Source organism: Mycolicibacterium houstonense (assembly GCF_900078665.2).
Classification (GTDB): Bacteria; Actinomycetota; Actinomycetes; order Mycobacteriales; family Mycobacteriaceae; genus Mycobacterium; species Mycobacterium houstonense.
Genome location: NZ_LT546207.1, coordinates 3,690,263 through 3,714,431 on the forward strand (window position 1 = coordinate 3,690,263; position 24,169 = coordinate 3,714,431).

The 24,169-nt window shown below is 64.3% G+C and carries 26 protein-coding genes and 1 pseudogene; 12 read left to right on the top strand and 15 right to left on the bottom strand.

Annotated elements, in window-relative coordinates; genetic code table 11:
• Positions 1-41: 41 nt before the first annotated feature.
• From BN4332_RS18400 to BN4332_RS18430, 6 genes and pseudogenes are all read right to left on the bottom strand, one after another.
• Positions 42-518, bottom strand: a pseudogene (locus BN4332_RS18400) (hypothetical protein); the annotation flags it as partial.
• A gap of 160 nt (positions 519-678) precedes the next feature.
• A complete protein-coding gene (locus BN4332_RS18410) occupies positions 679-870 on the bottom strand; it encodes a hypothetical protein (RefSeq protein ID WP_066900396.1) in 192 nt (63 codons plus the stop codon).
• Positions 871-1,127: 257 nt separating this feature from the next.
• Entirely contained in the window at positions 1,128-2,363 is a 1,236-nt protein-coding gene (locus tag BN4332_RS18415; RefSeq protein ID WP_066900398.1) for a PucR family transcriptional regulator, read from the bottom strand.
• Positions 2,364-2,402: 39 nt separating this feature from the next.
• Positions 2,403-3,791, bottom strand: a complete 1,389-nt coding sequence (locus BN4332_RS18420; protein WP_066900400.1) for a flavin monoamine oxidase family protein — start codon at positions 3,789-3,791, stop codon at positions 2,403-2,405.
• Entirely contained in the window at positions 3,775-4,692 is a 918-nt protein-coding gene (locus BN4332_RS18425) for an alpha/beta fold hydrolase (RefSeq protein WP_066900402.1), read from the bottom strand. The genes BN4332_RS18420 and BN4332_RS18425 overlap by 17 nt, the downstream gene beginning before the upstream one ends.
• Positions 4,685-6,196, bottom strand: coding sequence for a flavin-containing monooxygenase (locus tag BN4332_RS18430; RefSeq protein ID WP_066900664.1), 1,512 nt, complete (start codon positions 6,194-6,196; stop codon positions 4,685-4,687). Before BN4332_RS18430 ends, BN4332_RS18425 begins: the two co-directional genes overlap by 8 nt.
• A 249-nt stretch (positions 6,197-6,445) precedes the next feature.
• Between BN4332_RS18430 and BN4332_RS18435 the strand changes: the two genes are divergently transcribed.
• The 5 genes from BN4332_RS18435 (at position 6,446) to BN4332_RS18450 (ending at position 10,989) form a co-directional block, all read left to right on the top strand.
• Positions 6,446-7,135 carry a transporter gene (locus BN4332_RS18435; RefSeq protein ID WP_066900404.1) on the top strand — a complete coding sequence of 230 codons (690 nt, stop codon included), beginning with the start codon at positions 6,446-6,448 and terminating at the stop codon, positions 7,133-7,135.
• 43 nt (positions 7,136-7,178) lie between these two features.
• The gene (locus BN4332_RS18440; RefSeq protein WP_066900406.1) at positions 7,179-8,759 is read left to right on the top strand and encodes an AMP-binding protein; all 1,581 of its coding nucleotides are present in this window, start codon (positions 7,179-7,181) and stop codon (positions 8,757-8,759) included.
• Positions 8,756-9,544 (top strand): APC family permease, encoded by a 789-nt coding sequence (locus BN4332_RS34455; RefSeq protein WP_235654133.1) that lies wholly within the window; start codon positions 8,756-8,758, stop codon positions 9,542-9,544. The genes BN4332_RS18440 and BN4332_RS34455 overlap by 4 nt, the downstream gene beginning before the upstream one ends.
• The gene (locus BN4332_RS34460) at positions 9,447-10,163 is read left to right on the top strand and encodes an APC family permease (RefSeq protein WP_235654134.1); all 717 of its coding nucleotides are present in this window, start codon (positions 9,447-9,449) and stop codon (positions 10,161-10,163) included. Before BN4332_RS34455 ends, BN4332_RS34460 begins: the two co-directional genes overlap by 98 nt.
• A gap of 169 nt (positions 10,164-10,332) precedes the next feature.
• Positions 10,333-10,989 (top strand): DUF1345 domain-containing protein, encoded by a 657-nt coding sequence (locus tag BN4332_RS18450; protein ID WP_066900409.1) that lies wholly within the window; start codon positions 10,333-10,335, stop codon positions 10,987-10,989.
• 21 nt (positions 10,990-11,010) lie between these two features.
• On the opposite strand, the gene BN4332_RS18455 is transcribed toward BN4332_RS18450, so the two are convergent.
• From BN4332_RS18455 to BN4332_RS18470, 4 genes are all read right to left on the bottom strand, one after another.
• Positions 11,011-12,186 (bottom strand): aspartate aminotransferase family protein, encoded by a 1,176-nt coding sequence (locus BN4332_RS18455; protein ID WP_235654135.1) that lies wholly within the window; start codon positions 12,184-12,186, stop codon positions 11,011-11,013.
• A gap of 141 nt (positions 12,187-12,327) precedes the next feature.
• On the bottom strand, positions 12,328-13,440 hold the full coding sequence (locus BN4332_RS18460; protein ID WP_066900413.1) for a Zn-dependent alcohol dehydrogenase: 1,113 nt from the start codon (positions 13,438-13,440) through the stop codon (positions 12,328-12,330).
• 73 nt (positions 13,441-13,513) lie between these two features.
• Positions 13,514-14,377 (bottom strand): phytanoyl-CoA dioxygenase family protein, encoded by an 864-nt coding sequence (locus BN4332_RS18465; RefSeq protein WP_066900415.1) that lies wholly within the window; start codon positions 14,375-14,377, stop codon positions 13,514-13,516.
• A gap of 239 nt (positions 14,378-14,616) precedes the next feature.
• Positions 14,617-14,988, bottom strand: a complete 372-nt coding sequence (locus BN4332_RS18470) for a DUF2834 domain-containing protein (protein WP_200820312.1) — start codon at positions 14,986-14,988, stop codon at positions 14,617-14,619.
• A 107-nt stretch (positions 14,989-15,095) separates the two neighbouring features.
• On the opposite strand from BN4332_RS18470, the gene BN4332_RS18475 reads away from it, so the two are divergent.
• Complete coding sequence (locus BN4332_RS18475; RefSeq protein ID WP_066900668.1) at positions 15,096-15,701, top strand: TetR/AcrR family transcriptional regulator; 606 nt, start codon at positions 15,096-15,098, stop codon at positions 15,699-15,701.
• A gap of 26 nt (positions 15,702-15,727) precedes the next feature.
• The gene (locus tag BN4332_RS18480; protein ID WP_066900417.1) at positions 15,728-16,939 is read left to right on the top strand and encodes an acyl-CoA dehydrogenase family protein; all 1,212 of its coding nucleotides are present in this window, start codon (positions 15,728-15,730) and stop codon (positions 16,937-16,939) included.
• A gap of 9 nt (positions 16,940-16,948) precedes the next feature.
• Here BN4332_RS18480 and BN4332_RS18485 read toward each other — a convergent pair whose 3' ends face one another.
• On the bottom strand, positions 16,949-17,215 hold the full coding sequence (locus BN4332_RS18485) for a YdeI/OmpD-associated family protein (protein WP_066900419.1): 267 nt from the start codon (positions 17,213-17,215) through the stop codon (positions 16,949-16,951).
• 199 nt (positions 17,216-17,414) lie between these two features.
• On the opposite strand from BN4332_RS18485, the gene BN4332_RS18490 reads away from it, so the two are divergent.
• The gene (locus tag BN4332_RS18490; protein WP_066900420.1) at positions 17,415-18,080 is read left to right on the top strand and encodes an SDR family oxidoreductase; all 666 of its coding nucleotides are present in this window, start codon (positions 17,415-17,417) and stop codon (positions 18,078-18,080) included.
• Positions 18,081-18,115: 35 nt separating this feature from the next.
• On the opposite strand, the gene BN4332_RS18495 is transcribed toward BN4332_RS18490, so the two are convergent.
• Positions 18,116-18,820 carry a MerR family transcriptional regulator gene (locus tag BN4332_RS18495; protein ID WP_200820313.1) on the bottom strand — a complete coding sequence of 235 codons (705 nt, stop codon included), beginning with the start codon at positions 18,818-18,820 and terminating at the stop codon, positions 18,116-18,118.
• Positions 18,821-18,858: 38 nt separating this feature from the next.
• Here BN4332_RS18495 and BN4332_RS18500 point away from each other — a divergent pair, with 38 nt between their 5' ends.
• Positions 18,859-19,329 (top strand): DUF6194 family protein, encoded by a 471-nt coding sequence (locus BN4332_RS18500; protein ID WP_084459321.1) that lies wholly within the window; start codon positions 18,859-18,861, stop codon positions 19,327-19,329.
• Between the two features lie 66 nt (positions 19,330-19,395).
• A complete protein-coding gene (locus tag BN4332_RS18505; RefSeq protein WP_066900426.1) occupies positions 19,396-19,947 on the top strand; it encodes a VOC family protein in 552 nt (183 codons plus the stop codon).
• An 18-nt stretch (positions 19,948-19,965) separates the two neighbouring features.
• On the opposite strand, the gene BN4332_RS34465 is transcribed toward BN4332_RS18505, so the two are convergent.
• Together BN4332_RS34465 and BN4332_RS18515 are read right to left on the bottom strand one after the other, a co-directional pair.
• Complete coding sequence (locus BN4332_RS34465) at positions 19,966-20,448, bottom strand: hypothetical protein (RefSeq protein ID WP_235654136.1); 483 nt, start codon at positions 20,446-20,448, stop codon at positions 19,966-19,968.
• A 231-nt stretch (positions 20,449-20,679) separates the two neighbouring features.
• Entirely contained in the window at positions 20,680-21,522 is an 843-nt protein-coding gene (locus BN4332_RS18515) for a PhzF family protein (RefSeq protein ID WP_066900428.1), read from the bottom strand.
• A gap of 92 nt (positions 21,523-21,614) precedes the next feature.
• On the opposite strand from BN4332_RS18515, the gene thiD reads away from it, so the two are divergent.
• Positions 21,615-22,418, top strand: coding sequence for a bifunctional hydroxymethylpyrimidine kinase/phosphomethylpyrimidine kinase (thiD, locus tag BN4332_RS18520; RefSeq protein WP_066900430.1), 804 nt, complete (start codon positions 21,615-21,617; stop codon positions 22,416-22,418).
• Positions 22,419-22,428: 10 nt separating this feature from the next.
• On the opposite strand, the gene BN4332_RS18525 is transcribed toward thiD, so the two are convergent.
• The gene (locus tag BN4332_RS18525; RefSeq protein WP_074133109.1) at positions 22,429-23,307 is read right to left on the bottom strand and encodes an LLM class F420-dependent oxidoreductase; all 879 of its coding nucleotides are present in this window, start codon (positions 23,305-23,307) and stop codon (positions 22,429-22,431) included.
• A gap of 234 nt (positions 23,308-23,541) precedes the next feature.
• Here BN4332_RS18525 and BN4332_RS18530 point away from each other — a divergent pair, with 234 nt between their 5' ends.
• A complete protein-coding gene (locus BN4332_RS18530) occupies positions 23,542-24,168 on the top strand; it encodes a hypothetical protein (protein ID WP_066900434.1) in 627 nt (208 codons plus the stop codon).
• Position 24,169 lies beyond the last annotated feature (1 nt).

The window sequence follows — 24,169 nt, forward strand, 5'->3', positions numbered from 1 at the left end:
ATCGCCGAGCCGACGAAGTAGCTGCCCAGCAGGCAGACACCGATGAGGATCGCGGTCATCCACACCAGGGAGCCGATCAGGAACACACCCAAGGTGCCGCTGAACGACAGGAACGCGAATTCATGAAGCCAGTGGATGATCTCGAGGTCGCGGTCGGGTCGCAGGGCGGCCGCGGTCATCGCGATTGCCATGACCAGCATGCCTGGAATCGCACTGAGCGAGTACATGATCAGATAGGAGTAGGCGAACGCCGGGCTGCCCGACATGCGTCGCATCGAGTACGCGAGCAGGGCGTTCATCGGTGCACACATGCCGGTGACGAGGAAGACGATGGTGAAGCCGGCAAGAACACCGAACCGGTGGTCGGTCACCCAATGCACGACCGTTGGGGTGTCCCAGGCCGGGCTGGGGGGCGGCTGCACGCGGGTGACGAAGAAGAACAGCACGCCGTAGAGCTGGTAGAAGAACAACATCACCTACCACGCCAACCACAATTCGCGTTTGGGGTGGTGACGGATGTTCCACCTGAACGTGCTCCAGCGCGATCAGCGTCGCCGTCACGCATCCGCTGCTCGCCGACATCGACGGCGAGACACTCCGGGTCCAGCTGAACCAGATGACCCGCCAAATGCTCGGATTGGCCGATTAGCGACGCGGCCAACCCGAAGCTTCGGCCGATCAGTACTTTCGACCGCCTTCACTGTCATCGAAGAACGCCCAGTCACCGTCGGCCGAGAGCACCTCCATGCGCCAGCCCAACTCGGGCTTGGCCTTCTGGTCGACGAACCAGGCATGCGCGTCGCCGGCGCTCTCGATGTCCTTTGTGTCGACGACCTCACCTTTGGGATTGAGAACTCGATAGGTAGCCATTGGCTCAGAGTTCCCCTGAAACCGGGGCTCGAATCAGCTCACGCCGCGTGGACTACGGCGTCAACTCCGCAGCGCCCACCGTTGTCGAGATACAGCGAAGACTGACAGGACTCGCCTGGGTACTTTCTCAAGACTTCGGCGTGTCGCGGACGCTCGTGAATCTTCGTTGCAAGCCCCAGCTCAGTGCTCTTGGTGTTTTCAGCCGGACCGCTGGTCGCCGAACGCCTGTCACCAGTTTGACGCAACGTCTTCTGCGTTTAGAAGGGTGTGGTCGCCGTGATATCGGGCGCAATATCCAGCACCAGAAGTGCTGCCGCGACGTGTGTGGGGTTGTCTTCCACTTTGACCACGGAGAGTTCGTTTGCGCGAGAGACCCGGCGCTCGACCGTGTTTCGGTGTGCGTAAAGGTTGGCTGCCGCCCGAGTGGTGTTGAAGCCGCACTGCACATAGGTCAGGAGCGCCTGCCGCAACGCTTCGTCCGCTTCGGCCAACGGACCGAGAGTCTTGGCCACGAACCGTTGTGCGCTGGCGCGGTCCTTCGTGAGGCTGTCGATGAGTTCGACATCGGCGTACGCCGTGAAGCGCCGGTCGGATCCGAGCCGAATGACCAACGCCTGGGCAGCCAAGGCGTCTTGGTGGCTCGACCTGAACCCTTCGAGTCCGTGTCCTGGCCTTCCGACGGCCGTCCGAACGTCCTCCGCCTTTGCCACGACCTTCTCGACGTGCTGGACGTTCGGGGTCGCGGCCCCGGATAGCCAGATCCACCGCGAGGTAGCACTGGCACGAGCTACCAGGACGCTTCTCTCCCCCGAAGCGGAACGCACGGCCGCGACCACCTCGTCCAATGCGTCGGCCTGCGCAAGATCGTCGGTCCACAAGACGAGACCTACGTGCGGGCGCGCCATTCGGTACCTCAGGCGCCCCTCAGCGAGGTCCTCGGTCATGGGAGCCCCGCTGGCGATCAGTTGGATCAGAGCAATCGCATCGGCATCCGCGTTGCCCATCGCGGCGGCAAGGCTGGCCTCGCGCAACGCCGCGACCGAGTCGAGGGCGTACTGCACGAGCGACTTCGCCGACACCTCGAGCACATCGACGAGCAGGTCAGCGTCTGCGCAGTACGCCACGCATTCTTCGAGCCATCGGCGCCAGCCGATACCGAGTGCCACCCGCCATCCCCCAGCGAAATCAGGTGCGATGCCGCGGGAGACGAGGTCGCGAATGTACTCGGTTGTCCTCGGGCCGATGTAGGGCTCGACTCTTCGCCCCGGTTGCTGAATATTCGAGGTGAGCCACTGGACAAGATCGGAACGGTTGAGGTCACGATCCTCCTCGACCAGCGACGCATCCGGAAACAGCGCAGCATCGTACTGCGCCAAGAGGGCGGACCCCGCGATGGTTTCGGTCATCGCATCCGTCTCCGTCAAGAGCCGCTGACACAGTGTTCGGATTGCGTCAGCGGCCTCGACGGTGGGCAGGGACCACAAATCCTCCATGCCGACAGTCTCCCCTGGCTCCTAGGCGCCGAACGGGAGTTACGCCGAGGATTCTCCTTCTACGCCGAGAAGTCCAGCGACCTGCTCGGCGGTGTGCAGACCTGTCAGGATGGCGCCGTTCATGGTTCCGACCCATTCGCCTGCGGTTTCGGTGCCGGCCCAGTGGATGCGCCCGTGCGGCTCGGTGAGGGCGTCACCGTAGCTCACCGTTGCGTAGGGCGGCGCGGCCGGATGTGGGCCACCAGGGGCGAACGGTTCGGTGCCCCAGCAATGGTCGACGTAGTCGATCGGGGTGTTCGCCTGCTCGCCGTACAGGTCGACCAATTGTTTGAGAACCAGTTTCCGGCGAACCTCCGGGCCGAAGCAGTCGTACACCCGAGCGGTGCAGAAGACCATCAGGATGCCCGGTCCACTGTCACTGGGCGAGACGTCGAAGGTGATGAACACCGGCACGGTATCGGTCAGCGCCTCACCGGAAAGCCCTTCCGCTCGCCAGAACGGCTTGTCGTACGCGACGAACGCCTTGCTCAGCGCGCCCATCGGGAAGCTGGTCGTGAGCCCCTCGATCTTGTTCGGCAGGGCCGGCTGGTACTTGATGTAAGCCCGGTGCTCGGGGGCTGCGGTGACGATGGCGTACTTGGCTTTGATTGTCGCCGACTCGGTGTAGACCGTGACGCCGTTGCCGTCTTGGGAGATCCGACGAACACGGATATCCAGGACAACTCTGTCACCGAGTTGCGCGGCGAGCCGCCTGGCGATCTCTTGAGTGGTTTCGGTGACGCGATACTCCTGCTGCCCGCCTTCGACGGCGAGCATATGATCGAGCCCGCCCACGGCCTGGATATAGCGCAACACATGCAGCAGAGACACGTCCAGCGGGCTGCAGCCCCACTGCACCCTGGTGACGATGTACATCAGCGCACGTGTGCTGGTCGTCGCCTGCTGCTGGTCGAGCCATTCGCCGAACGACATCGCGTCGAGCTTTCCGGCGTCAGGAGATTTCCACGCCGCATCGACGTCGATGGTCTCCAGCAATGTGTTCAGCGCCAATTGGATGCGGCCCAGATCCTCCACGTCCACGGGACCGACTGTCGGCAGCGTGCCGGTGTAGGTCTGGCGTTGCCCGCCCATCCACAACACGTTGACGCCATCGTCGTGCTGCGGGGTCAGCGAACAGCCCAAGCGGTCCATGAGGTCACGGATTGCGGTGTGGCGCTCAGCAACCCAGGTTGCTCCGAGGTCGACCTTGACACCGGCTACCTCGCCTGAGAACGATCGGCCGCCGACCCTGTCCCGCCCTTCTACGACAAGCACGGACACGCCCATACTCACGAGCCGGTCGGCGGCGCTCAGGCCGGCGAAGCCCGCACCGACGATCACGACATCGACTTCAGCGGCCTTGGAGCCGCTCTCAACAGATTTCGACATGGTTTCCTCCTTGACTCACGCGGTGTGCGTGTTGGGCGATGTATTGGGTGATCGGGTCGACCAGGGCCTCCGGAATGTGATGGCCCATGCCGGGAATGACGACGTGCTGCGCCGAACGGATCGCCTCGGCAGTTGCGATGCCGCCGCTGGGGTTCACCATCAGGTCCCGGTCACCGTTGATGACCAGGGTTGGAGCTGTGATCCTGCTCAGCTGGGCAGTGCGGTCTCCGGAGCACTGGATCGCCTGAATCTGACGCGCCACACCGGCAGCGGTGTCACCGGCGCTGCGATCCCAGCCGTGTGCTGCGATCGCGGCTTCCTCTGCGTCGTCGACGGGGTACGCCGTTCCGGCGATGTGCGCCGTGATCCGCAGGTGGGCGCGCACCGCTGCGGTCCTGGTTCGTGCGGTTGGTGCGAGGAGCAGCCGAATCGTCGACAGCGCCGGCTGGCCGACCTTGCTCGCCCCGGTGGTCGAGAAGATGGACGTCAGGGACAGCACCCGGTGGGGTTCTGTCGCGGCGAGCGTCTGCGCGATCATTCCGCCCATGGACCGCCCAACAAGGTGGGCCTGTGTGATTTCGAGGTGGTCGAGCAGGCCGACACAATCGTTGGCCATATCCGCAAGTGAGTACGCGTCGCTTCGGGGACGCCCCATCACCTGACGCCAGAGTGCAGGTGCCGGACTAGCCGCGAATGTCGACTGTCCGACGTCCCGGTTGTCCATGGCGATAACCCGAAATCCTCGGGCGGCAATCGATCTGACGAACGAGTCACTCCAGAAGGTGAGGTCCTCGCCCAGCCCGGCGATGAGCAGGATGGCGGGGTCTGCCCTGTCTCCCGACTCGCGGAAGCAGATCGTCACTCCGGATGAGAGGGTTGCGTACTGGTCTGAGTCAGACATGGGCGTGTGCCCTCTCGCTGACGCCGAACTCGAGGTGCTCATCGGCGACCGGACCGCGCAGCGCCTTGGCGTCCTCCTGGTACGACATCGCCATCCGCCACGGGGCGACCGGGCCCTGCTTGGGCAGGATCTTCGCTCCGCGCTTGGCGTAGCCGGATTGGAGGTCCATCACTGGCCTGCGATCCATTCCCGGCAGCGGGACCGGGACCGCCCGGTCGTAGCCATGAGCATCCATGTGCTTGACCAGGTCGATGAAGTAGCGGCACATCAGGCTCACCTTGAGAGTCCAGGACGACGTCGTGTAGCCAATGGCCATCGCCCAGTTAGGAATTCCGCTCAGCAGCATCCCGCGATAGGCGAAGGAGTCGGCTAGGTCCACCTGCTGCCCGTCGACCACGATCGGCATTCCGCCGAACAGTTGCAGATTCAGGCCGGTGGCGGTCACGATGATATCGGCGTCCAACTCTTCACCCGACTTCAAGACGATTCCGCGTTCGCTGAAACGCACGATGGAGTCAGTGACCACCGAGGCGCTGCCGTCCTTGATCGCGTCGAAGAAGTCGCCGTCGGGCGCTGCGCACAGGCGCTGGTCCCATGGGTCATACGGCGGGTTGAAGTGCTTGTCGACGTCGAAACCCTTGGGGAGCCGCTTGATGTTCGCGCGGCGAATCAGTTTTCGCCCAGCGTGCGGGAACATCCGAAGCCCCTTGACGATCCCGCGTTCGATCCAGATGTTCTTGAACCGAGTGACGGCGTAGCCGCGCTTGGCACCGAGGAGTTTCGTGAGTGCAACGGCGAGACGGTCAACACGAGGAATCGCCATGATGTAGGTGGGAGTGCGCTGCAGCATCGTCACGTGACCGGCGGCGCCAGGGCCGGTCAACATCGCCGGCACCATCGTGACCGCGGTCGCGCCGCTGCCGATGATCACGACCTTCTTGCCGCTGTAGTCGAGGTTCTCCGGCCAGTGCTGCGGATGAACCACCAGACCCGCGAAGTCGTCGCGGCCCGGAAACTCCGGTGAGAACCCCTGGTCGTAGCGGTAGTAGCCGGTGGCCGCGAAAACCCACCCGGTGCGGATCGTCTTCGCGACAGTCGAGCCGGTGACCGGGTCGGTCGCTTCGACGGTGAGCGTCCACTTCGAATCCGACGAGGACCATTCGGACTGCACGACGCGGTGCCGGAACTTGATGAGGCTCGCCAGGTTGTTCTCGTCAACCGTTTCCTGGAGGTACTCCCGGATCAGATGTGCATCGGCGATCGCCGACTCGTGACGCCACGGCTTGAACTCGTAGCCGAAGGTGTGAAGATCCGAGTCGGAGCGGATACCTGGGTAGCGGAAGAGATCCCACGTGCCGCCGATGTCGTCGCGGCCCTCCAACACGACGAGGGACTTGTCGGATAGCTCCCGGCTGAAATAGGTTGCCGCGCCGATCCCCGAGATTCCTGCTCCGATGATTACGACATCGAACTCCTCGACCTCGCTCAATACCTCAGTTGTCATGGCTGCCAACTCCTCGTCGTCCTGGTGACTTCGTGACATCCACAGTGGCTGAGGCATGGCGTTTCTCACTACGACAGCGCGCACCTCCTTTCGTCCTAGCGAGTGCAGGGTGCACCGGAAGCGGTGCCGGGGTTTCTGACGGGTGCACGGTGCACTTGGTGCGCCCCGAACAGGTGCGCGGTGTCGTTGTGACCGCAGTCACCAGCTGGCGACAGTTGAGGCACCTGGATCTCGAAAGGAACCCTGGCAATGAAGGACATCGCGTTCCTCCTGTCCGATGTGTGGCTGATCATCGTCGGCTTCTCGTGCGGCTGGAAGTTCCTCCGCAACTACGGCAACTGGCTGCTCGGCCTTGAATGCTTGGTCGTCGGTGTATCGGCGACAAACTTCCTCGTGGGCTCGCTGCTCGGCCCCGAAACCGGAAGCGTCCCATTTTCCGTCGCCTTCTTCCTCGACGCGTTCTCCCGGTCATTCGGCTTCACGCTCGTCCTGGTGTTGGGCCTGATGATGGTGACCCACCGGTACAAGCCGACCCTGGCGGTCGAAGTCGGCGCGTTCGGACTCGCCCTTGTGGGCGGATTCGTCCTGGGCGGGCTCGACCACTCGACGCTGCACGTCGGCCCCGCCACCTTCTACGTCGTGATGAACCTGCTCACCACGCTGTTCCTCGCGTACTTCGTGACGCGGCTGTGGGCGATCGGCGCCAAGCGGCTTGCCGGCTGGGCGACGTTGGTCACGGCTGCGGGGACCGCGATCGCGGTCACCTACGACTTCTTTCCACTCCCCTTCGACGACGAACTTCGCACGATCTTCTTCACTGCCGCGCTGACGACGTGGGGCGCTCAGGGCTTGGTCTACTACCTCGCCTATCGCGCAATGCACGCCCACAACATTTCCGCCGATGCAAAGCCGGACCAGAAAGTGACAGCACTGTCATGAGCATCCACACCATCCGTCGCGCTGCCGAACTGGTGCCCACGGCATGAAGCTCCTGACCTGGACGCACGCGCTGTCCGCACTTACGCCGGTGAGCTTCCTCGGCCGGGCGGCTGCGGTCTACGGCGACAAGGTCGCGGTCGTCGACGGCTCGCATTCCTTCACCTATCGCGAGCTCCATCAAAGGTGTCGTCAACTCGCTGGCGCCTTGCTGGACGACGGTCTGCAGCCGGGCGCCCGGGTGGCCGTGTTGTCGCACAACACCCGGGAGATGCTGGAAGCACACTATGCGGTTCCTTCCGCGGCAGGCGTACTGGTACCAATCAACTCTCGGCTCAGCTCCGGCGAGATCGCGTACATCCTGCAGCACTGCGAAGCCGACGTTCTGATCGCCACGGATGCCCTGACATCGCTCGCCATCGAGGCGATCACATTGACAGGTCGGGGCATACGAACCATCGCCGGCAGCGAGGAGTACGAGGCGAAAATCGCCGCGGCCGCGCCCGTGGACAACCTGCTGACCGACGAGCTGTCGCCGGTGGCGATCAACTACACATCCGGCACCACCGGCAAGCCGAAAGGCGTCGTGTACTCCCATCGCGGCGCCTACCTGCAGTCGCTTGCGATGGCCTTTCACTCCGGTATGGACCTCAACTCGTCGTATCTGTGGACGCTGCCGATGTTCCACTGCAATGGCTGGTGCTTCACCTGGGCAGTGACCGCAGTGGGAGCCACACACGTGTGCTTGCCCAAAGTGGAAGCCGACGCGATCTGGCGTGCGGTCGACCAGCACGAGATCACGCACATGTGCGCAGCGCCGACCGTGTTGTCGACCATGACGGCTGATGCACGCGAGAAGTCCGGCAACCGCTCGGTGTGGGTGGCCAGTGGCGGTGCGCCGCCGGCACCCGCCCTATTGGCGCGGGCTCGCGCATGTGGACTCGACGTCACTCACCTGTACGGCATGACCGAGACCTACGGCCCGGCCGTGATCAACGAGTGGAAGCGGGAGTGGAACTCGCTACCCGGTAGCGACCGAGACCGGCTCAATGCTCGTCAGGGCATCGGCAACATCGTCTCCGACGTCGTGCGGGTGTTGGACGAGCAAGGACGAGACGTACCCGCCGATGCCACAACCGTCGGAGAAATCGCGTTGCGCGGGAACAACGTGACCCCCGAGTACTACCTCGACCCGGCCGCGACCGCGGCAGCTGTGCCCGATGGCTGGTTTCGCAGCGGCGACCTCGCTGTACGGCACCCCGATGGCTACCTCGAGATTCGCGACCGCGCGAAGGACCTCATCATCTCCGGCGGCGAGAACATCAGCTCGGTGGAGATCGAGCGCGCCATCCTTGAGCATCCCGCGGTGCTCGAAGCTGCGGTTGTCGCCATGCCCCATGCGCATTGGGGTGAACGACCAGTCGCATTCGTGTCCCTGCGCTCCGGCGTCGACGTCACCGGTGACGACATCCGCGACCACCTGTGCGACCGAATCGCGAAGTTCAAGATCCCGGACCGGATCGAGTTCACGGAGTTGCCAAAGACGGCCACCGGGAAGATCCAGAAGTTTCAGCTGAAGAAGCAGCTCGCGTCCTCCACTCCCGCTGAACCAGAAGGATATTCATGAGCACCAAAATTGCCGTGGATACGTCGGCACCCACCGAACAGCGGCTTCACGGCAACCTCGGCGTTGTCGCCATCTCCTTCATGGTCATCGCTGGCGCCGCGCCACTGACGGTGGTCGGCGGTCCCATGGCGATGGGATTGGCCATCGGAAACGGGGCCGGACTGCCGACCGCGTTCTTGGCGACTACGATCGTGTTGTTGCTCTTCGCGATCGGCTTCACGGCCATGACACCGTTCATCCACTCCGCCGGCGCCTTTTACGCGTACGTGCAGGCCGGTTTGGGACGAGTCGCGGGCATCGGCACCGGATACGCGGCGTTGCTGTCGTACGTATCGATCTACATCGGTTTGTACGTGCTCTTCGGCACCGGACTCGGCGCGTTGGTCGAGACGTTCGACGGCCCGAACCTGCCGTGGTGGATGTGGGCGTCCGCCGGACTGGCGGTTGTGTCTTTCCTCGGCTACCGCAATATCGAACTGTCCGGAAAGGTTCTCGGGGTTCTGTTGGTCGCCGCGGTGGCCATCGTGCTCGTGCTCGACGCGCGGATCGTCGCCCACGGCGGCGGTTCGGAAGGGTTGTCGCACGGGTTCAGTTCACTCTCCACGGTTCTCAGCGGTGCGCCCGGAGTCGCCTTGCTGTTCGCCGTCCTCAGTTTCATCGGCATCGAGGCTGCAGTCGTGTTCCGCGATGAGGCCCGCGATCCGGCGCGCCACCATCCTGTCTGTCGCCGCAATCGGCATCTTCTATGCGTTCACCTGTTGGGCGATGATCAGTGCTGTCGGTGACAGCCAGGTCGTCGACACCGCAGCAGCCGGGCCGGAGGACGTGCTGCCCTCGCTGGCGGTGCACTATCTCGGACGCGTCGGCGCAGATCTCGTCGCGATTCTGTTCGTGACGAGCACCTTCGCCGCTTCGCTGACGTTCCACAACGTGATCGCCCGCTACCTGTTCGCGATGTCGTCGCAGCAGCTGCTCCCCCGCGCTTTGTCGGTCACTCATGCGACCCACGGATCGCCACACGTCGGCTCGATTGCCACGGCGCTGGGAATCTTCGTGGGGGTGGGCAGCGCTGTGGTGATCGGGCTGGACCCGATCGCCGAGCTCTACACCTGGACCGCGGCTTTGGGATCGGTGGGTTACGTCGTGCTGTTGGTCGTGACCTGCCTGGCCGTCCTGCAGTTCTTTCGTCGACCGCCCGAAAACCCTTCCGCGGCAAGAACACTGATCGCTCCCCTGCTTGGCCTGGCCGGCTTGCTCGCTTTCTTGGCGATGATGGTCCTCAACCTCGACCTGCTCACCGGAGACAACCGGACGATGTCTGTCGCGATCGTCGTTTCTCTCCTGTGTGCTTACGCGGTCGGGCTTGTCATCGGCCGACGGGTGGAGGATGCGGGACGCGAATAGCGATCTGCCACAACCGTGAGTGAGCTTGGACGGCAGTGATGTAAGACCCCGAAGTCTGACTCGAGAGATCGAGTTTCACTCCCGGGGTCTTGTTTCGACGAAAGTCGGTGGCGTGCTGGAGCTACGCGTTTGAGCAGGTAATCTTTCGGCCGTCACACGTTCACGGCAAATGACAGGACTGGGATACGTGTCGGATCGTTCAGAACGCACCAATCGCATCGGATACATCGTCTCCGCTGGCGACCTCATCGTGGCATTACTTGCGGTCGTGAGTATCGCCGTTGGCAGCATCGACGCACTGGCACTATGGGTAATTGGTGCAATCGTTTACCTCATCGGAGGGGCGATCATCATCGGTGCGGGCGCGATGGGCGACCTCGCCGAGAGTCGAGCCGGCGCCGCTGAGGTGACATCGTGGATCTTCCCGTTGGTCGCGAGCCTGGCCGGAATCAACGCAGCGCTGGTCGCGCTGCTCGGACAGAGTCAAACTGGCATCTCCTGGGATTCCGTCCTCGGTGCGGTGGGAATCATCTTGTCCTGGATGCTGTTGCAGATCGGGTTCGCGAATATCTACGTATCGCGATATGGACATGGCGGGGAACATCGCTGCCTCGACTTCCCCGGCCAACCCGATGAACCGGGATTCGCCGAGTTCATCTACTTCTCCTTCAGCATCGGTACCAGCTTCGCCGTTTCCGACGTGAGTGTGCGGTGCCGGCCCATGCGCAACATCGTCACCATCCACAGCATCGTCAGCTTTCTGTACAACGCACTTGTCGTGGCGATCGCATTCCAAGTGCTTCAACAGATAGCCAGAGCGGCCTGATAGCCATGGCTCCTCACTTCTTCAGTGGGGTTGTCGGAGTATGTGTTTGAGGGCCTCGGCGGTCGCCTCGATGTCGGAGGTGGTGTGCGCCGTGGAGAGGAAGACCTTGCCCGAGGGCATGAACAGGAAGCCGCGCCGCACCATCCCGTCCAGGACCGAAGCCCAGCGGCCGCCGGTTCCGTGGAGGCCGGTGTTCCCGCCGGCGGGAACGTACTGAAGGAGCGAGCCGACCCGGTTGAGGCTGCCGCCGTCCGGCACTGATGCGAGCGCGCCTGAAACCAGGCTCGCGAACTCAGACGACCGGTTCTCCAACTCCTCGTACACGGCCGGGTCTGCCAGAATACGCATTGTCGCCTCAACCGCAGCGAGTGCGATCGGGTTGCCGTTGAAGGTGCCGGCATGGACGACGCCGTCGGTGACCTGATCGACCAGCTCGGCGCGGCCGACGACAGCGCTCTGGGTGAACCCACCTGCCATCGCCTTCCCGAACACCGAAAGGTGCGGCAGCACACCGTATTTCTCGGCCGCGCCGCCACGCGCCAGCCGGAAACCGGCGATCACTTCGTCGAAGATGAGCACCACTCCGTGCCGATCGCACATGGCCCGCAGGGTCTGCAGGAAGTCTGGATCGGGAGCTTCGACACCAGCATTGCTCATCACGGGGTCCAGTAGGACTGCTGCGATGTCGCGCTCTTCGGCCGCACTCAGCAACTGTTCGGCCATGTGGACATCGTTGAAGCTCGCCACCACCAGATCGTCCAGCACACTGGGCGACTGTCCTTTGCTGGCAGGCACCGCGGACCTGCCGCTGTCGTCCTCAGAAAGGCTGGCGTACACGGTGTCGTGCCAACCGTGATAGCTCTTGGCGAACTTCACGATCCGCCGCCGGCCAGTGGCTGCTCGAGCAAGTCTCAGCGCCACCTGTACCGCTTCAGTCCCGGTATTGCTCCAGAGCAGCCGTTCGCCATGGGGCACGGCCTCCAGCACCGCCTCGGCGGCCACGTACTCGAGCTCGTGGCTCGTGCCGACCACTTGCATCGTGCCGGCAACGTGGCGGACTGCATCGAGGATGCGCGGATCACTGTGCCCGAGAAGTAGTGGGCCCCATGCCATCACGTAGTCGACATATCGGTCACCGTCCAAGTCCCAGACGTACGCGCCGCGCGCCTCCCGCACGAAGAGCGGGTGGGGACGCATGGCAGCGCGAAGGCCGGACCCTACTCCCCCGCCGAGACTGCGACGAGCACGGTCGAACGCAAGACGCGAACTATCCAACGCCACCGCGGGACTCCCTTGCTTGTTGTTCTGCAGACTTCCAGCGGGCGGACGAGATGTTCATCAGTACTTGATCACCGATCGGATTCCGACGCCACGCTTCATCTCGTCGAACCCCTCGTTGATGTCTTCCAGGTCGATGACCCGAGTTATGAGTGAGTCGAGATCGATGCGGTTGTTCATGTAGTGCTCGACGAGCATGGGGAAATCGACGTCGGCCTTGCTTGAACCATAGTTCGAGCCGATGAGCGAAAGCTCCTGGTCGGACATGACAAACGGATCGATCGTGACCTTCACGCCGTCCGCCACTTGCCCGGCGACCACGGCAGTGCCGCCGCGGGCCAACACCGCGTAGGCGGCCTCGATGGTCTGCGGCAATCCGATGGCCTCGATCGCGACCTCCACGCCCCGACCGCCAGTGAACTGCACGACCTTCGCCGCCAGATCTTCGCTCGCGCTGTTGATGACCTCGGTGGCTCCGAAAACGCTTGCGTGGTAGAGCTTTTTGTCGGAGATATCGGCAGCGATGATCTTCTGCGCGCCGGCGAGACGAGCACCCTGAATCGCATTCAACCCGACGCCGCCACAGCCGATGACCAGAACCGTGTCGCTCGGACGCACCTTTGCGGTGTTGATCGCTGCCCCGACGCCCGTAGTGACTGCGCAGCCGATGAGCGACGACGGTTCGAAGGGAGCGTCGTTCCGGATGACGATCGCACCCGATTCGGGCACCATCACATACTGGCCGAACGTACCGAGGCCGGCGAAGCTGAGCACGTCTCCGTCCGCATCCGTGACACGCGACCGACCGTCGAAGGAGAGATGGTTCGCCGAATGCTGGCTCACCATGTCGCACAGGACGGGCCGGCCGCTGACGCAGTAGCGGCACCGACGGCACGAGGGCGTCCAGGAGAGAACAACGTGATCGCCGGGCGCCGACGTCGTGACACCCTCCCCGACGCTCTCGACGATCCCGGCGCCCTCGTGGCCGAGGATCATGGGGGTGGGCGCGTCCCATTCACCGGCAATCACATGCAGATCGCTGTGGCACAACCCGCTCGCCTGCATCCGCACGAGCACGTCGCCGGGCGGCGGAGTCGAGGGTATCGAGACCTTTTCGATCGCGAGTGGCGCATTCGCGGTCCGGAAGACGGCGGCGTCGAATTCGATGGTCATGACATCTCCTCAAGGTTGTCGGATTCCGGCCGCAATACGGAGCGGCTCCGCCCGTCTGGCCCGCACTCGTCGGTCAGAGGTCGAGGTAGTCCGCTAGCTCGCTGTAGTCGACCTGCCAAAGTCCCGGAGAGCCAGTCGGATATTGCGAGCGGAATCCGATGAGGCTCTGCACGCGGGGCGGAAGCGATCGTGCGAGTTCTCGGTCGACGAGGAACGGGTAGGCCTCCTCGCCTACCAAGAAGCCGGGGTTGAGTGCGAAGCTGACCGCACGGCGGTACTCGTCGGAAGTGCGGTTTGCGCCACCGCCGTGGGCGGTCTTGCCGCTGAAGAACAGCGCGTCGCCAGCGCTCATCTCGGCTGGAATGGTCTGCTCAGGCGTGCCGCGGTCCTCGAAGTCATCCCACTTGTGGCTACCCGGGATCACTCGGGTGGCGCCGTTCTCCTCGGTGAAGTCGGTCAGGGCAATCAGGAAGTTGACGGTCACCTCGGGCCCGGCGGGCCCCATGCCGACGAACGGAAACCAGTTCTCCAGATCGCGGTGGAGCATCTGGGCGGCGCTGCCCGGACCGATCTCGATCACTTGAGCCGTCGTCATCCAGTAGGTTCCCGATTCTTCGAGAAATACCGCATCGGCCAGCGCATGAACGAGGTCGTGATCGATCACTTCGCGGCGGAACGTCTCGCTCCGGCTGATCAGGTTGGTGAGGCGCTTGGTGTTCCGGCCGTGGAATTCAGCGACGATTGCGTTGTCGTGCTGGGAACCGGGATCTAGCTCGTGCAGGGCCGGGTCGATCTCGGCATTGAATCGTGCGACCTGATCCGGCGTAAGAAGTCCCTTGAGGATGACACCGCCATCCTCGCGGACGATCGACAGAATCTCGTCGACCGGAGCTGTGCTGGCGATCGTGCGTAGTTTCGCGGTGGCAATTGCAGGCATGGCGGCGACACTTCCTTTGTTGGGTCCGTGTGATCCGGGACTCCACAATGGGCGAACCTCGGCCCGCGCGACTACAGCATCCGGTCGCAGATTTCGGTCGTAGGGGTGCAGAGTGCACTGCCCCGACGCATACCCGCTCGAGCAATACCCCGATAGCTCCGGCCTGACCAATGAGGTCAGTACAAATAGTTAGTCAGTCTAATCAACTTGTTAGACAATCATCGTCAGCTCGTTAATCTTCACTGCATCTCAACACCCGCAGCCGCCCGCCGCTCAGCCAGCACCAGCTGCCGTCGAATCAGGAACAGCGGAAACGCCACGCTGACCGCGATGACCGCACTGAGCACGAGGTAGATCCAGACCTTGGGGACCTCGATCCGCCGGGCCTCGACAACCATGAACACGAACGCCGCCAAGGCGAACAGCAGCAGGTCGTTGGTGAGCGAGGACGCCCCGTAATTGACGTAGCCGCTGCGGACGAAGTCGATCAGGCTCGTGCTCTCGGTGGTGAAGAAGCCGACGTTGTTCCACCAGGTGGCAACCAACGCGATGAGGGCGATCACCGCATAGGTGCCACACAAAATCTTGTCGTTTCGTGTCAGCATTGCCATCGTCACGCCTCCCCCGTCACCCCGACCCGGTCCAGGCGAACATATCGATCCCGCGGCTTGCAGGGGGCCCTTTGCAGCTCATACTGGTGAGTGAGTACTCTCTCACCATGTCGACGGGACGGGACCGACTCCTGGCCACAGCATTGAAGCTGTTCGCCGCGAAGGGGTACGCCGCGACGTCGGTCGCCCACATCCAGCAGGCCGCCGGCCTGGCGCCGGGCTCGGGCGCGCTCTACAAGCACTTCGGCTCGAAACGAGAACTGCTCGAGGCCGCGGTCTCGCACCGCATCGATGCCATCGTCAGTGCCCGCGAGCAGTACGACGCCGGCAATCCCAAGACCGTCGAAGAGGCGGTTCGCAGTGCGGGGCAATTGATCTGGACCAACCTGACCCAGAGCGAGGAGCTGCTACGGGTCATGCTGCGCGAGCCCGACGAACTCGGCGAGCTCGACGAGAAGACGTGGCAGGTCATCACCGACAACGCCTATCAGCGGTTCGCCGATGAGCTGGCGGCGTCCAATCGCTCCGGCCGCTTTCAGATCCCCGATCCCGAGGCCGCCGCGGCGGTCGCCATCTCCGGTTTGTCCTACGCGGCAACCCTGCAGGCGTTGACCGGCCGCTTGCCGGGCAACGTCGACCATGAACGTTTCTTCGAGGCCTGGGTCACCCAGACCGTCAGCATGATCAAGCAACACCGCTCTCAAACCAATTGATCTCCAACCGATTTCAGGAGCCAACCGTGACCTTCTCCATGCAGCTGAGCGATGACGTCATCGAAGTCCGCGATTGGGTGCACCAGTTCGCCGCCGAAGTGGTGCGTCCGGCCGCCGCCGAGTGGGACGAACGCGAAGAAACCCCGTGGCCGGTGATCCAGGAGGCCGCCAAGGTTGGGCTCTACTCTCCTGAACTGTTCGCCCAGCAGGCCGGCGAACCCTCGGGACTGGGCATGCTCACCGTTTTCGAGGAATTGTTCTGGGGCGACGCCGGTATCGCCCTGTCGATCCTGGGTACCGGCCTGGCCGCGGCGGCCTTGGCGGGCAACGGGACCCCCGAACAGATCGGCCGATGGCTTCCCCCGATGTTCGGCACCCCGGGCGATCCGAAGCTGGGCGCGTTCTGCTCGTCGGAACCCGACGCCGGGTCTGACGTCGGCGCCATCCGCACCCGCGCCCGTTTCGACGAGGCGACCCGTGAGTGGGTGCTCAACGGCACCAAGACCTGGGCCACCAACGGCGGCATCGCCAACGTCCACATCGTGGTCGCCTCGGTCTACCCCGAGCTGGGCTCGCGGGGCCAGGCCACGTTTATCATCCCGCCGGACACCCACGGTCTGACGCAGGGACAGAAGTTCAAGAAGCACGGCATCCGGGCGTCGCACACCGCCGAGGTGGTGCTCGACAACGTCCGACTGCCCGAGGACATGATCCTGGGCGGGCGCGAGAAGTTCGAGGAGCGTATCGCGCGGGTGAAGTCCGGGGCCTCGGCCGGTGGCCAGGCCGCGATGAAGACCTTCGAACGCACCCGGCCCAGCGTCGGCGCCATGGCGGTCGGCGTGGCCCGCGCCGCCTACGAGTACGCCCTCGATTACGCCTGTCAGCGTGAGCAGTTCGGCCGCAAGATCGGCGAATTCCAGGCCGTCGCGTTCAAGCTCGCCGACATGAAGAGCCGTATCGACGCGGCCCGGATGCTGGTGTGGCGGGCCGGCTGGATGGCCCGCAACAACCAGCCGTTCGAGAACGCCGAGGGTTCGATGGCCAAGCTGGTGGCCAGTGAGACCGCGGTCTATGTGACCGACGAGGCCATCCAGATCCTCGGCGGCAACGGCTACACCCGCGATTACCCGGTCGAGCGGATGCACCGCGACGCCAAGATCTTCACGATCTTCGAGGGCACCAGCGAGATTCAGCGCCTGGTGATCTCCCGCGCGATCACCGGCCTGTCGATTCGGTAGGGCGCGGGGCTACTTGCCGGTGCGCTCGCGGTGCTTGCACCCGGGCCAGCAGCACGGCCGTCGCTGGCCTTCCTCCAACTCTTCCTGAGTCCGACGGATCCGCCGCTCGCGCGTCGCGGACTGCTTGGCGTCTTCGACCCAGCAGATGAACTCGTTGCGCGCGAGTGGCGTGATGTCCTTCCACGCCGCCAGTGCCGTGGCATTGCCGACGAGGGCTTCCCGCAAGTCGGCGGGCAACGTGTGCACCACCCCGCCGGGGACGCGTTGGCCGACCATGAGGCCAGGTTAGGCGGTGGCGCCCAGCAACACACTTGCGACACGACATTGCCCTTACCGTGACCTTAGAAGAGTCTTATTTTTCTTAGAGTTGGTGTACCGTGGGTGCTCAGGGCGGTTGTGATCACCGGCACACCACCGTGTGATTGGAGGTCGAACTCGGACCGGCCGCCTCGGCAGTGACGGAAAGGAACCCGACATGCAGCCTGCAGCCACCCGGATCGCTCTTGTCACCGGCGCATCGCGGGGAATCGGCGCCGACGTCGCACAGCAGCTCGCCGGTCCGGACACCCACGTCGTCGTCAACTACCGCGAGAAGGCCAACCGCGCCAACTCCGTCGTCGACGCGATCCGTCGCGCGGGTGGACGCGCCTCCACTCTCGGTGCCGACATTTCCGACGAGGCGGCTGCCGCCGCGATGATCGACCAGGTGGGCCGCGAGTTCGGCCGCCTGGACGTCCTGGTGCTCAACGCATCGACCGGGCTGGAACCGGGGATCGATCCGGGCTACGCGATGCGGCTGAACCGCGATGCTCAGCGCCGCCTGGCCAAGCTGGCCCTGCCGCTGATGCCGGTGGGCGGCCAAATCGTGTTCGTCACCAGCCATCAGGCTCACTTCTTCCCGAACAAGGCCGTGCCGAAGGGCTACGCGGCGATCGCCGCCAGCAAGCGCGCCGGCGAGACCGCGCTGTATGCCATGCGTTCCGAATTCGACCGGCGGGGAATCGATTTCACCGTGGTGTCCGGCGAGGTGATGTCGGACCGCGAGTTGGCGACGACGATCGCGCGCGCCGCGTCCGCACCGTACCCGTCCGGGATCGTCTACGCCGGCGGCCCTGACTTTCTCTGCCAGATGTCGGCCTGAAGTCGACCAGCGCCGCCACCAGCCACAGCCACCCACTATCCGGGTCGAATGATCTGAGCCAGCGTCGCCGCCGCGCCGAACAGCGACAGAGTGCGGTCGGTGATGGAATTCAACCGCGCGTCGAGCGCCTGGAGCGAGCGACTCACATCGTCGAGGTCCCGGATCGCGGCAATCGCCCGCTGAACATCTGGAATGCGGTAGCCGGCGGCGCGCAGAGCTGCCGCGACGCGCGCCTCGCGGATGGCCTCGACCGGATAGATCCGGGCCGATCCGGCCTGCTTGAGTGTCCGCTCCGGCTTCACCAGGCCTGCCTTCTCCCAGAATCGGAGCGTGGAGGCCCGGACGCCGAGCGCCCGCGACAGTTCGGTGATGGTCATCGCGTCGGATTCCACCGGGGCGGCTTCCGACTTGGCCTCGTCTTGAATGGCCTCGAGCGCTCGGCGCGCGACGAGGGCCTGCTCGCGCTCGCGGTTCAGCCCGGCGTGCAAGGAACACACCTGAGCTGCCGCCTCCCCTGGCGGCAGCGTGCGGATCGTGCGCATTGTCCGACGGGCCTCGACCGGCCCCACGGCGTGGGCCAGATCGCGGTAGGCACGTAGCTCGCGAACCGCGGCCGTCGGGAACTGCCGGTATCCATTTGCGGCGCGGGCTGCGGAAGCGATGACACCGAGACGTTCCAGATCGCGAATCTGCTGGACCGAGTATCCCGTCTCGGCTGCCACCGCCGATACGGTCAGCATCCAACCCTCCATAAGCACTTCAACTCCACACTTCAACCATGAGTATGGAGCAGATACTGGAGACGATCCGCCGCTTCGAGGGAGTATTCGAACTGGCCCCGACCGCGGGCAGCGCGTACCCGGAGATCGCCTGGGGCGACCACTTCTTCTACTACGCACCCGATGGCCAAGTGCCCCAACGTGAACAGCCCTACGCCACGATCGTCACGAAAAACTATCCCGGCGACGCCTCCTGCGACCTCGACCAACTGGGGCGATGGCGGCTGAACATTCATGTCGGCCGCAGCGCCTTCATCGAACTCCTCGGCACTGATCCGCGGCTCGAACCGGCCGGTGTCGACTTCACCGCCGTCGACACCGTCCTTCCGCACCCGGTCTATCGCACGCAGGGTTGGATCGCGATCATCAACCCGGGCGCACTCACCGAAGGGCTGGCCGTCAGCCTGCTCAACAACGCGCACGATGCCGCGCGCCGACGAGCAACCCGTGGCGCCTCGGGCGCGCACTGAACCTGGGTCTTCACAACACCGCTTACCAGTACTACATTCCGTAGTAGACGACTCCTAGGGGGCACGATGCGGTGGCGCGGCGTGAGTCATGTCGAGTTCGCGGTGTTGGATTACGACGAATCGATCGCGTTCTACGACGCGATGTTCGGTTGGCTGGGGTTCAGCAGCTTCTCGTCGCTGGACATGGAGTACCAGTCCATCTATTACATGACACGTTTCGTCAACCCGCACAGCTACATCGGCATCCAGCCGGCCCGCACCGGGAACAAACTGACCCACGCCGATCAGGCCGCCGGTATCAATCACGTCGCGTTGTGGGCCCGAAACCGCAAGGAAGTGGACCGCTTTCACCGCGAGTTCCTGATTCCCCGCGGCATCACCGTCACCGATGAACCGACAGACTACCCACAGTATTGGCCCGGCTACTACGCGGTGTTCTTCGACGATCCGATCAACGGCATCCACTGGGAGCTGGCCTGGGTGCCGAAAATCCCGAGCCCGCCGCAACTCTGGTCGTTCTACCGAACCCTGCGAGCCTTCGGCAAGCGGCGCCCCGACCTGGCGAGGACTGTCCCCGGTATCGCCCTCCAGGCGATGCGTACCCTTCCGGGCAGGTGAGGCACCGGGTCAGACCAGCTACTGCCCGTCGTCACCGGCACCGTGGTTCGGGTTGGTGCAGATGCTGCCTTCGCAGGGCACATCCGAACCATCACCATTCGGGTTCGGCATCACCGCACCACCGTTCTCCTCCGGATCATCACCGGCACCATGATTCGGATTGGTGCAGATGCTGCCCTCACACGGCACATCCGAACCGTCACCATTCGGGTTCGGCATCACCGCACCACCGTTCTCCTCCGGATCATCACCGGCACCATGATTCGGGTTGGTGCAGATCGTGCCCTCACACGGCACCATCGAGCCGTCGCCGTTGGGGTTCGGCATCATCGGTTGCGTGGGCGCGCCCGGCGATTTGGCCGGGGCAGGATTGCCGGCCGACGTCTTGGCCGGCACGGAGCTGGTGGTCGGAGCCTGGTCGGTCGCCGTGTTGCTGCACGCTGCGGCGCCAAGGACCGCCAGTGCAGCCACGGCTGTGGCCATACTTTGCACGAGCTTCATAGGCCCGACGCTATCAGCTAACGATCACACCCGCTGCCAAGTGCGGCGAACTTCGTTCTTGGCATTCGCGATCTACGCTAAACCTCAGCACGACAACGGAATTGGCTCACCGTTCGGACGGCGCGCCGGCGCGCATGGTCAGATTCCAGCAACCGGCCAAAATCGCAACATAACAAGCGATCACCCGACCGCGCTTTCGAAAAAATCTCGAATTGCCAAAACCCGGACGGCTCAGAGGTTGGCGACACCTTCGAAACACGTGGTGACGACGCCACCGACCCAGACCGAGCCGTCGGATTCCGACACCACACTGATCTCACCGGCCCGGCCGAGCCGTGCGCCTTGGGAAACCCGGTAGCTCGCAGGCGCTGCGCCGGTACTCGTCAGCCACTGCCCCACCGAGGCATTCATGCTGCCGCACACCGGATCCTCCGGGACACCCACTCCTGGTGCGAACGTCCGCATCTCGTAATCGTGCGCCGATCCGGCCGGATACGGGCCGACGAAACCGACCATGGCCGTGGGAATCCGGGACAGGTCGGGTTCCAGTTCGAGTACCTGCTGCGCGCTGCTCAGCACCAGTACGGCCCAACCGGGACCGTTGTCCACCCACTGGTGCGCGACGACGTCCGTCCGGGTCAACCCGAAGGCATCGGCGATCGCATCCAGATACGCGTCGTCGAGCAGTCCGGACCGCAGCGTCGGTGGCGCCTGGAAATATAGCTCAGCGTCTCGTTGCCGGATCTGGACGAGTCCGGCACCGCACTCCTGCACGACATGTCCCTCATGCCGTGGTTGTCCGCCGTGTCCGAGCCAGGCACGTGCCGAGCCGAGCGTCGGATGCCCGGCGAACGGCAGCTCGCTGTCCGGAGTGAAGATGCGCAGACGATAGTCGGCCTCCGAGCTGGTCGGCGGTAGGACGAACGTCGTCTCGGACAGGTTGGTCCAACGGGCAAGTCGTTGCATCGCAACGTCGTCGAGGCCGTCGCCATCGAGCACGACCGCGACCGGATTGCCCAGATACGGCGTGCGGGAGAACACGTCGACCTGGGCGAAGGCACGAGAACGGGGCATTGACCTCTCATCTCTGAAGAGAACGGCAACGCCCACCAGTATCCGCCGAGGTCGCGGTGGGCGATGAACGGCACAGGCGTACGCTCGCCCACGTGGTCGATCTCTCGTATGTCATTGCCGGTTCCGAAGCAACCGGTGGCGCCGGGCTCCAGGCCGACCTGCGCACCTTTCAGCAATTCGGCACCTACGGCGTGGGCACCGTGACCTGCATCGTGTCGTTCGACCCCAAAGCGAATTGGGGCCACCGATTCGTCCCGGTGGACCCGCAGGTCATCGCCGACCAGATCGAGGCGGCGACCTCGGCCTACAGCCTCGACGTCGTCAAGATCGGCATGCTCGGCACCCCGGCCACCATTGACGTCGTCGCTGACGCCCTCGCCCGCCAACCGTGGCGGCACATCGTGGTCGACCCCGTGCTGATCTGCAAAGGCCAGGAACCCGGCGCCGCGCTCGACACCGACACCGCCCTGCGCCGGCAGATCCTGCCGCTGGCCACGGTCACCACCCCCAATCTTTTCGAGGCCCGCACCCTTTCCGGGATGGACACCATCGCCACGATCGACGATCTGATCGAAGCGGCCCGGCGCATCGCCGACCTCGGACCCTCGTATGTGCTGGTGAAGGGTGGGGTCGAGTTCCCCGGCGAGGACGCGGTCGACGTCCTGTTCGACGGCACCGACACCGAGGTCCTGCGCGCACCGAAAGTCGGTCAGGCGCGGGTCGCCGGCGCAGGATGCACGCTGGCAGCGGCCATCACGGCCGGCCTGGCCAAGGGATCCAGCGTCCGGGATGCGGTGAAACTGGCCAAGGAGTTCACCACGGCCGGCATCGTCAACCGGATCGGCGGCAATGCACCGTTCGACACGGTGTGGCAGGGAGCCGGTTCGGCGCCGTAGTGCCCCGAAGTCACGGCGTGATTGTCAACGCCTCGGCCAGGGACTCGTAGAACCCGAACGCCGCCTCGTCGTAGACCTGCAGCAGCACCTCCGGCATCTGCGGGTGCGGCGCCGAATGCTCGCCGATCACCTGAATCTGCACGTGATTCGCGCCGGCACTCAGGTGCGCACGAATCCCGCGCGCGACCGTCGCCGCGTCGCCGTTGACGGCGAGTTGGTCGATCAACCGGTCGCTGCCGTCACCGGCCAGATCGTCGTCGGTGAACCCGAGCCGCCGTAAGTTGTTGGTGTAGTTCACCAATCCGAGGTACGGGTGTTTGATCCGCGGCCGGGCCAACGCCCGGGCCCGGTTCACGTCGGGCTCGACGACCACCTTCTGTTCCGGCGTCAGAATCCCGCGCGGACCGAGCGCCTCCCGGGCCCGGCGAGTGTGCTCGGGTGTGACCAGGTAGGGCACTGATCCGGCCGCACGCTCGACAGCCAGTGCGAGCATCTTCGGCCCGAGTGCGGCCAGCAGCCTCTTCTCACGCGGAACCCCGTGCGCATCGAGACCGTCGAGGAATTCATTCAGGGCCGCCATCGGGGTGCGATAGTTGCCCACCTGTTCCGGGTGCCCCACACCGAGGCCCAGCAGCAGGCGGTCCGGGTACGCCCGCTCGATGCGTCGATACGCCGCGGCCAGTGTCGCGGGTTCACCCCGGTAGATGTTGTAGATGCTGCTGGCCACCACCAAATGATCTGTGGCAGCGAGAATTCCATCGATCTCCGCCAAGTCGGGCTGTGGGCCGCCCAGCCACAACGCCGTGTAGCCCAGATCCTCGATCCGTTTCGCCATTTCCGGTGTCGTCGCATAGGCCGGCTGCCAGACACCGAATTCGCCGAGTTTCACTGCATACCTCCCGTCATACGCTGATACCTCCGCGAGCATGCACCGATAAAAATGGACCAGCAAGTCCACAAAATAAGGGTGAGCGCGGTTGAGATTGCAGAGAAGGTCGCAATCTCGGGCCGGCTGCGGCCCTGGACGCAATCTCAACGGTGGTTGGCATTCTCCGCCAAACCGCAGGTCACCCTTGTAGGTTCGAATGCCGATGAAAAGCACGAGCGAAAAGGAGGAAGACCAATGACGAATCAATCAGGGAGCGCGTTCTCCCGCCGCACGTTCATCCGCGGTGCCGCCTTGACGGTGCCCGTCGTCGGAGCCGCGGTGGTCGCGCCTGTTGCCATGGCCGCACCGCCCGAATGCGGTGACCCGTCCGGCAAAGTCGGCAATTGCGCGGCTCAGCTGCCGCAGGAGTTCACCTCGACCAGTTTCAGCACCACGGCGATCGTGGGCGGCACGAACTACTCAATCTTGTTCAGCACGAACATCAGACGCGGCCCACTTGTCCCGGCCGGCACCACCGGCTATCGCATCAGAAGCATCAGCGTGTCCGGCAACAAGCTCGACGGCACGCCGTTCTATCTGACGCCGGGCATCGGTGAGGTCGGACCCCGGCTGCTCAATGCCCTGTCCGGGTCTTCGCTCGGATTCGCACTCGATGTGCCCTGGGATCCGAATCAGCTTGTGCGGTCGTTCCTCTACACCTACGACGTCGAGTTCCTCACCGGGCTGACGGTGAATCAGACCTGCCGCTACACGACGACGACGACGCTTGCCGACAACGGGATGACGCTGGGCGGCGTCGGCTCGGTGACCTTCTCACCGCCGATGCTCGCCGAGTGTGCGACGGCTCCGCCGCCGCAGTAGC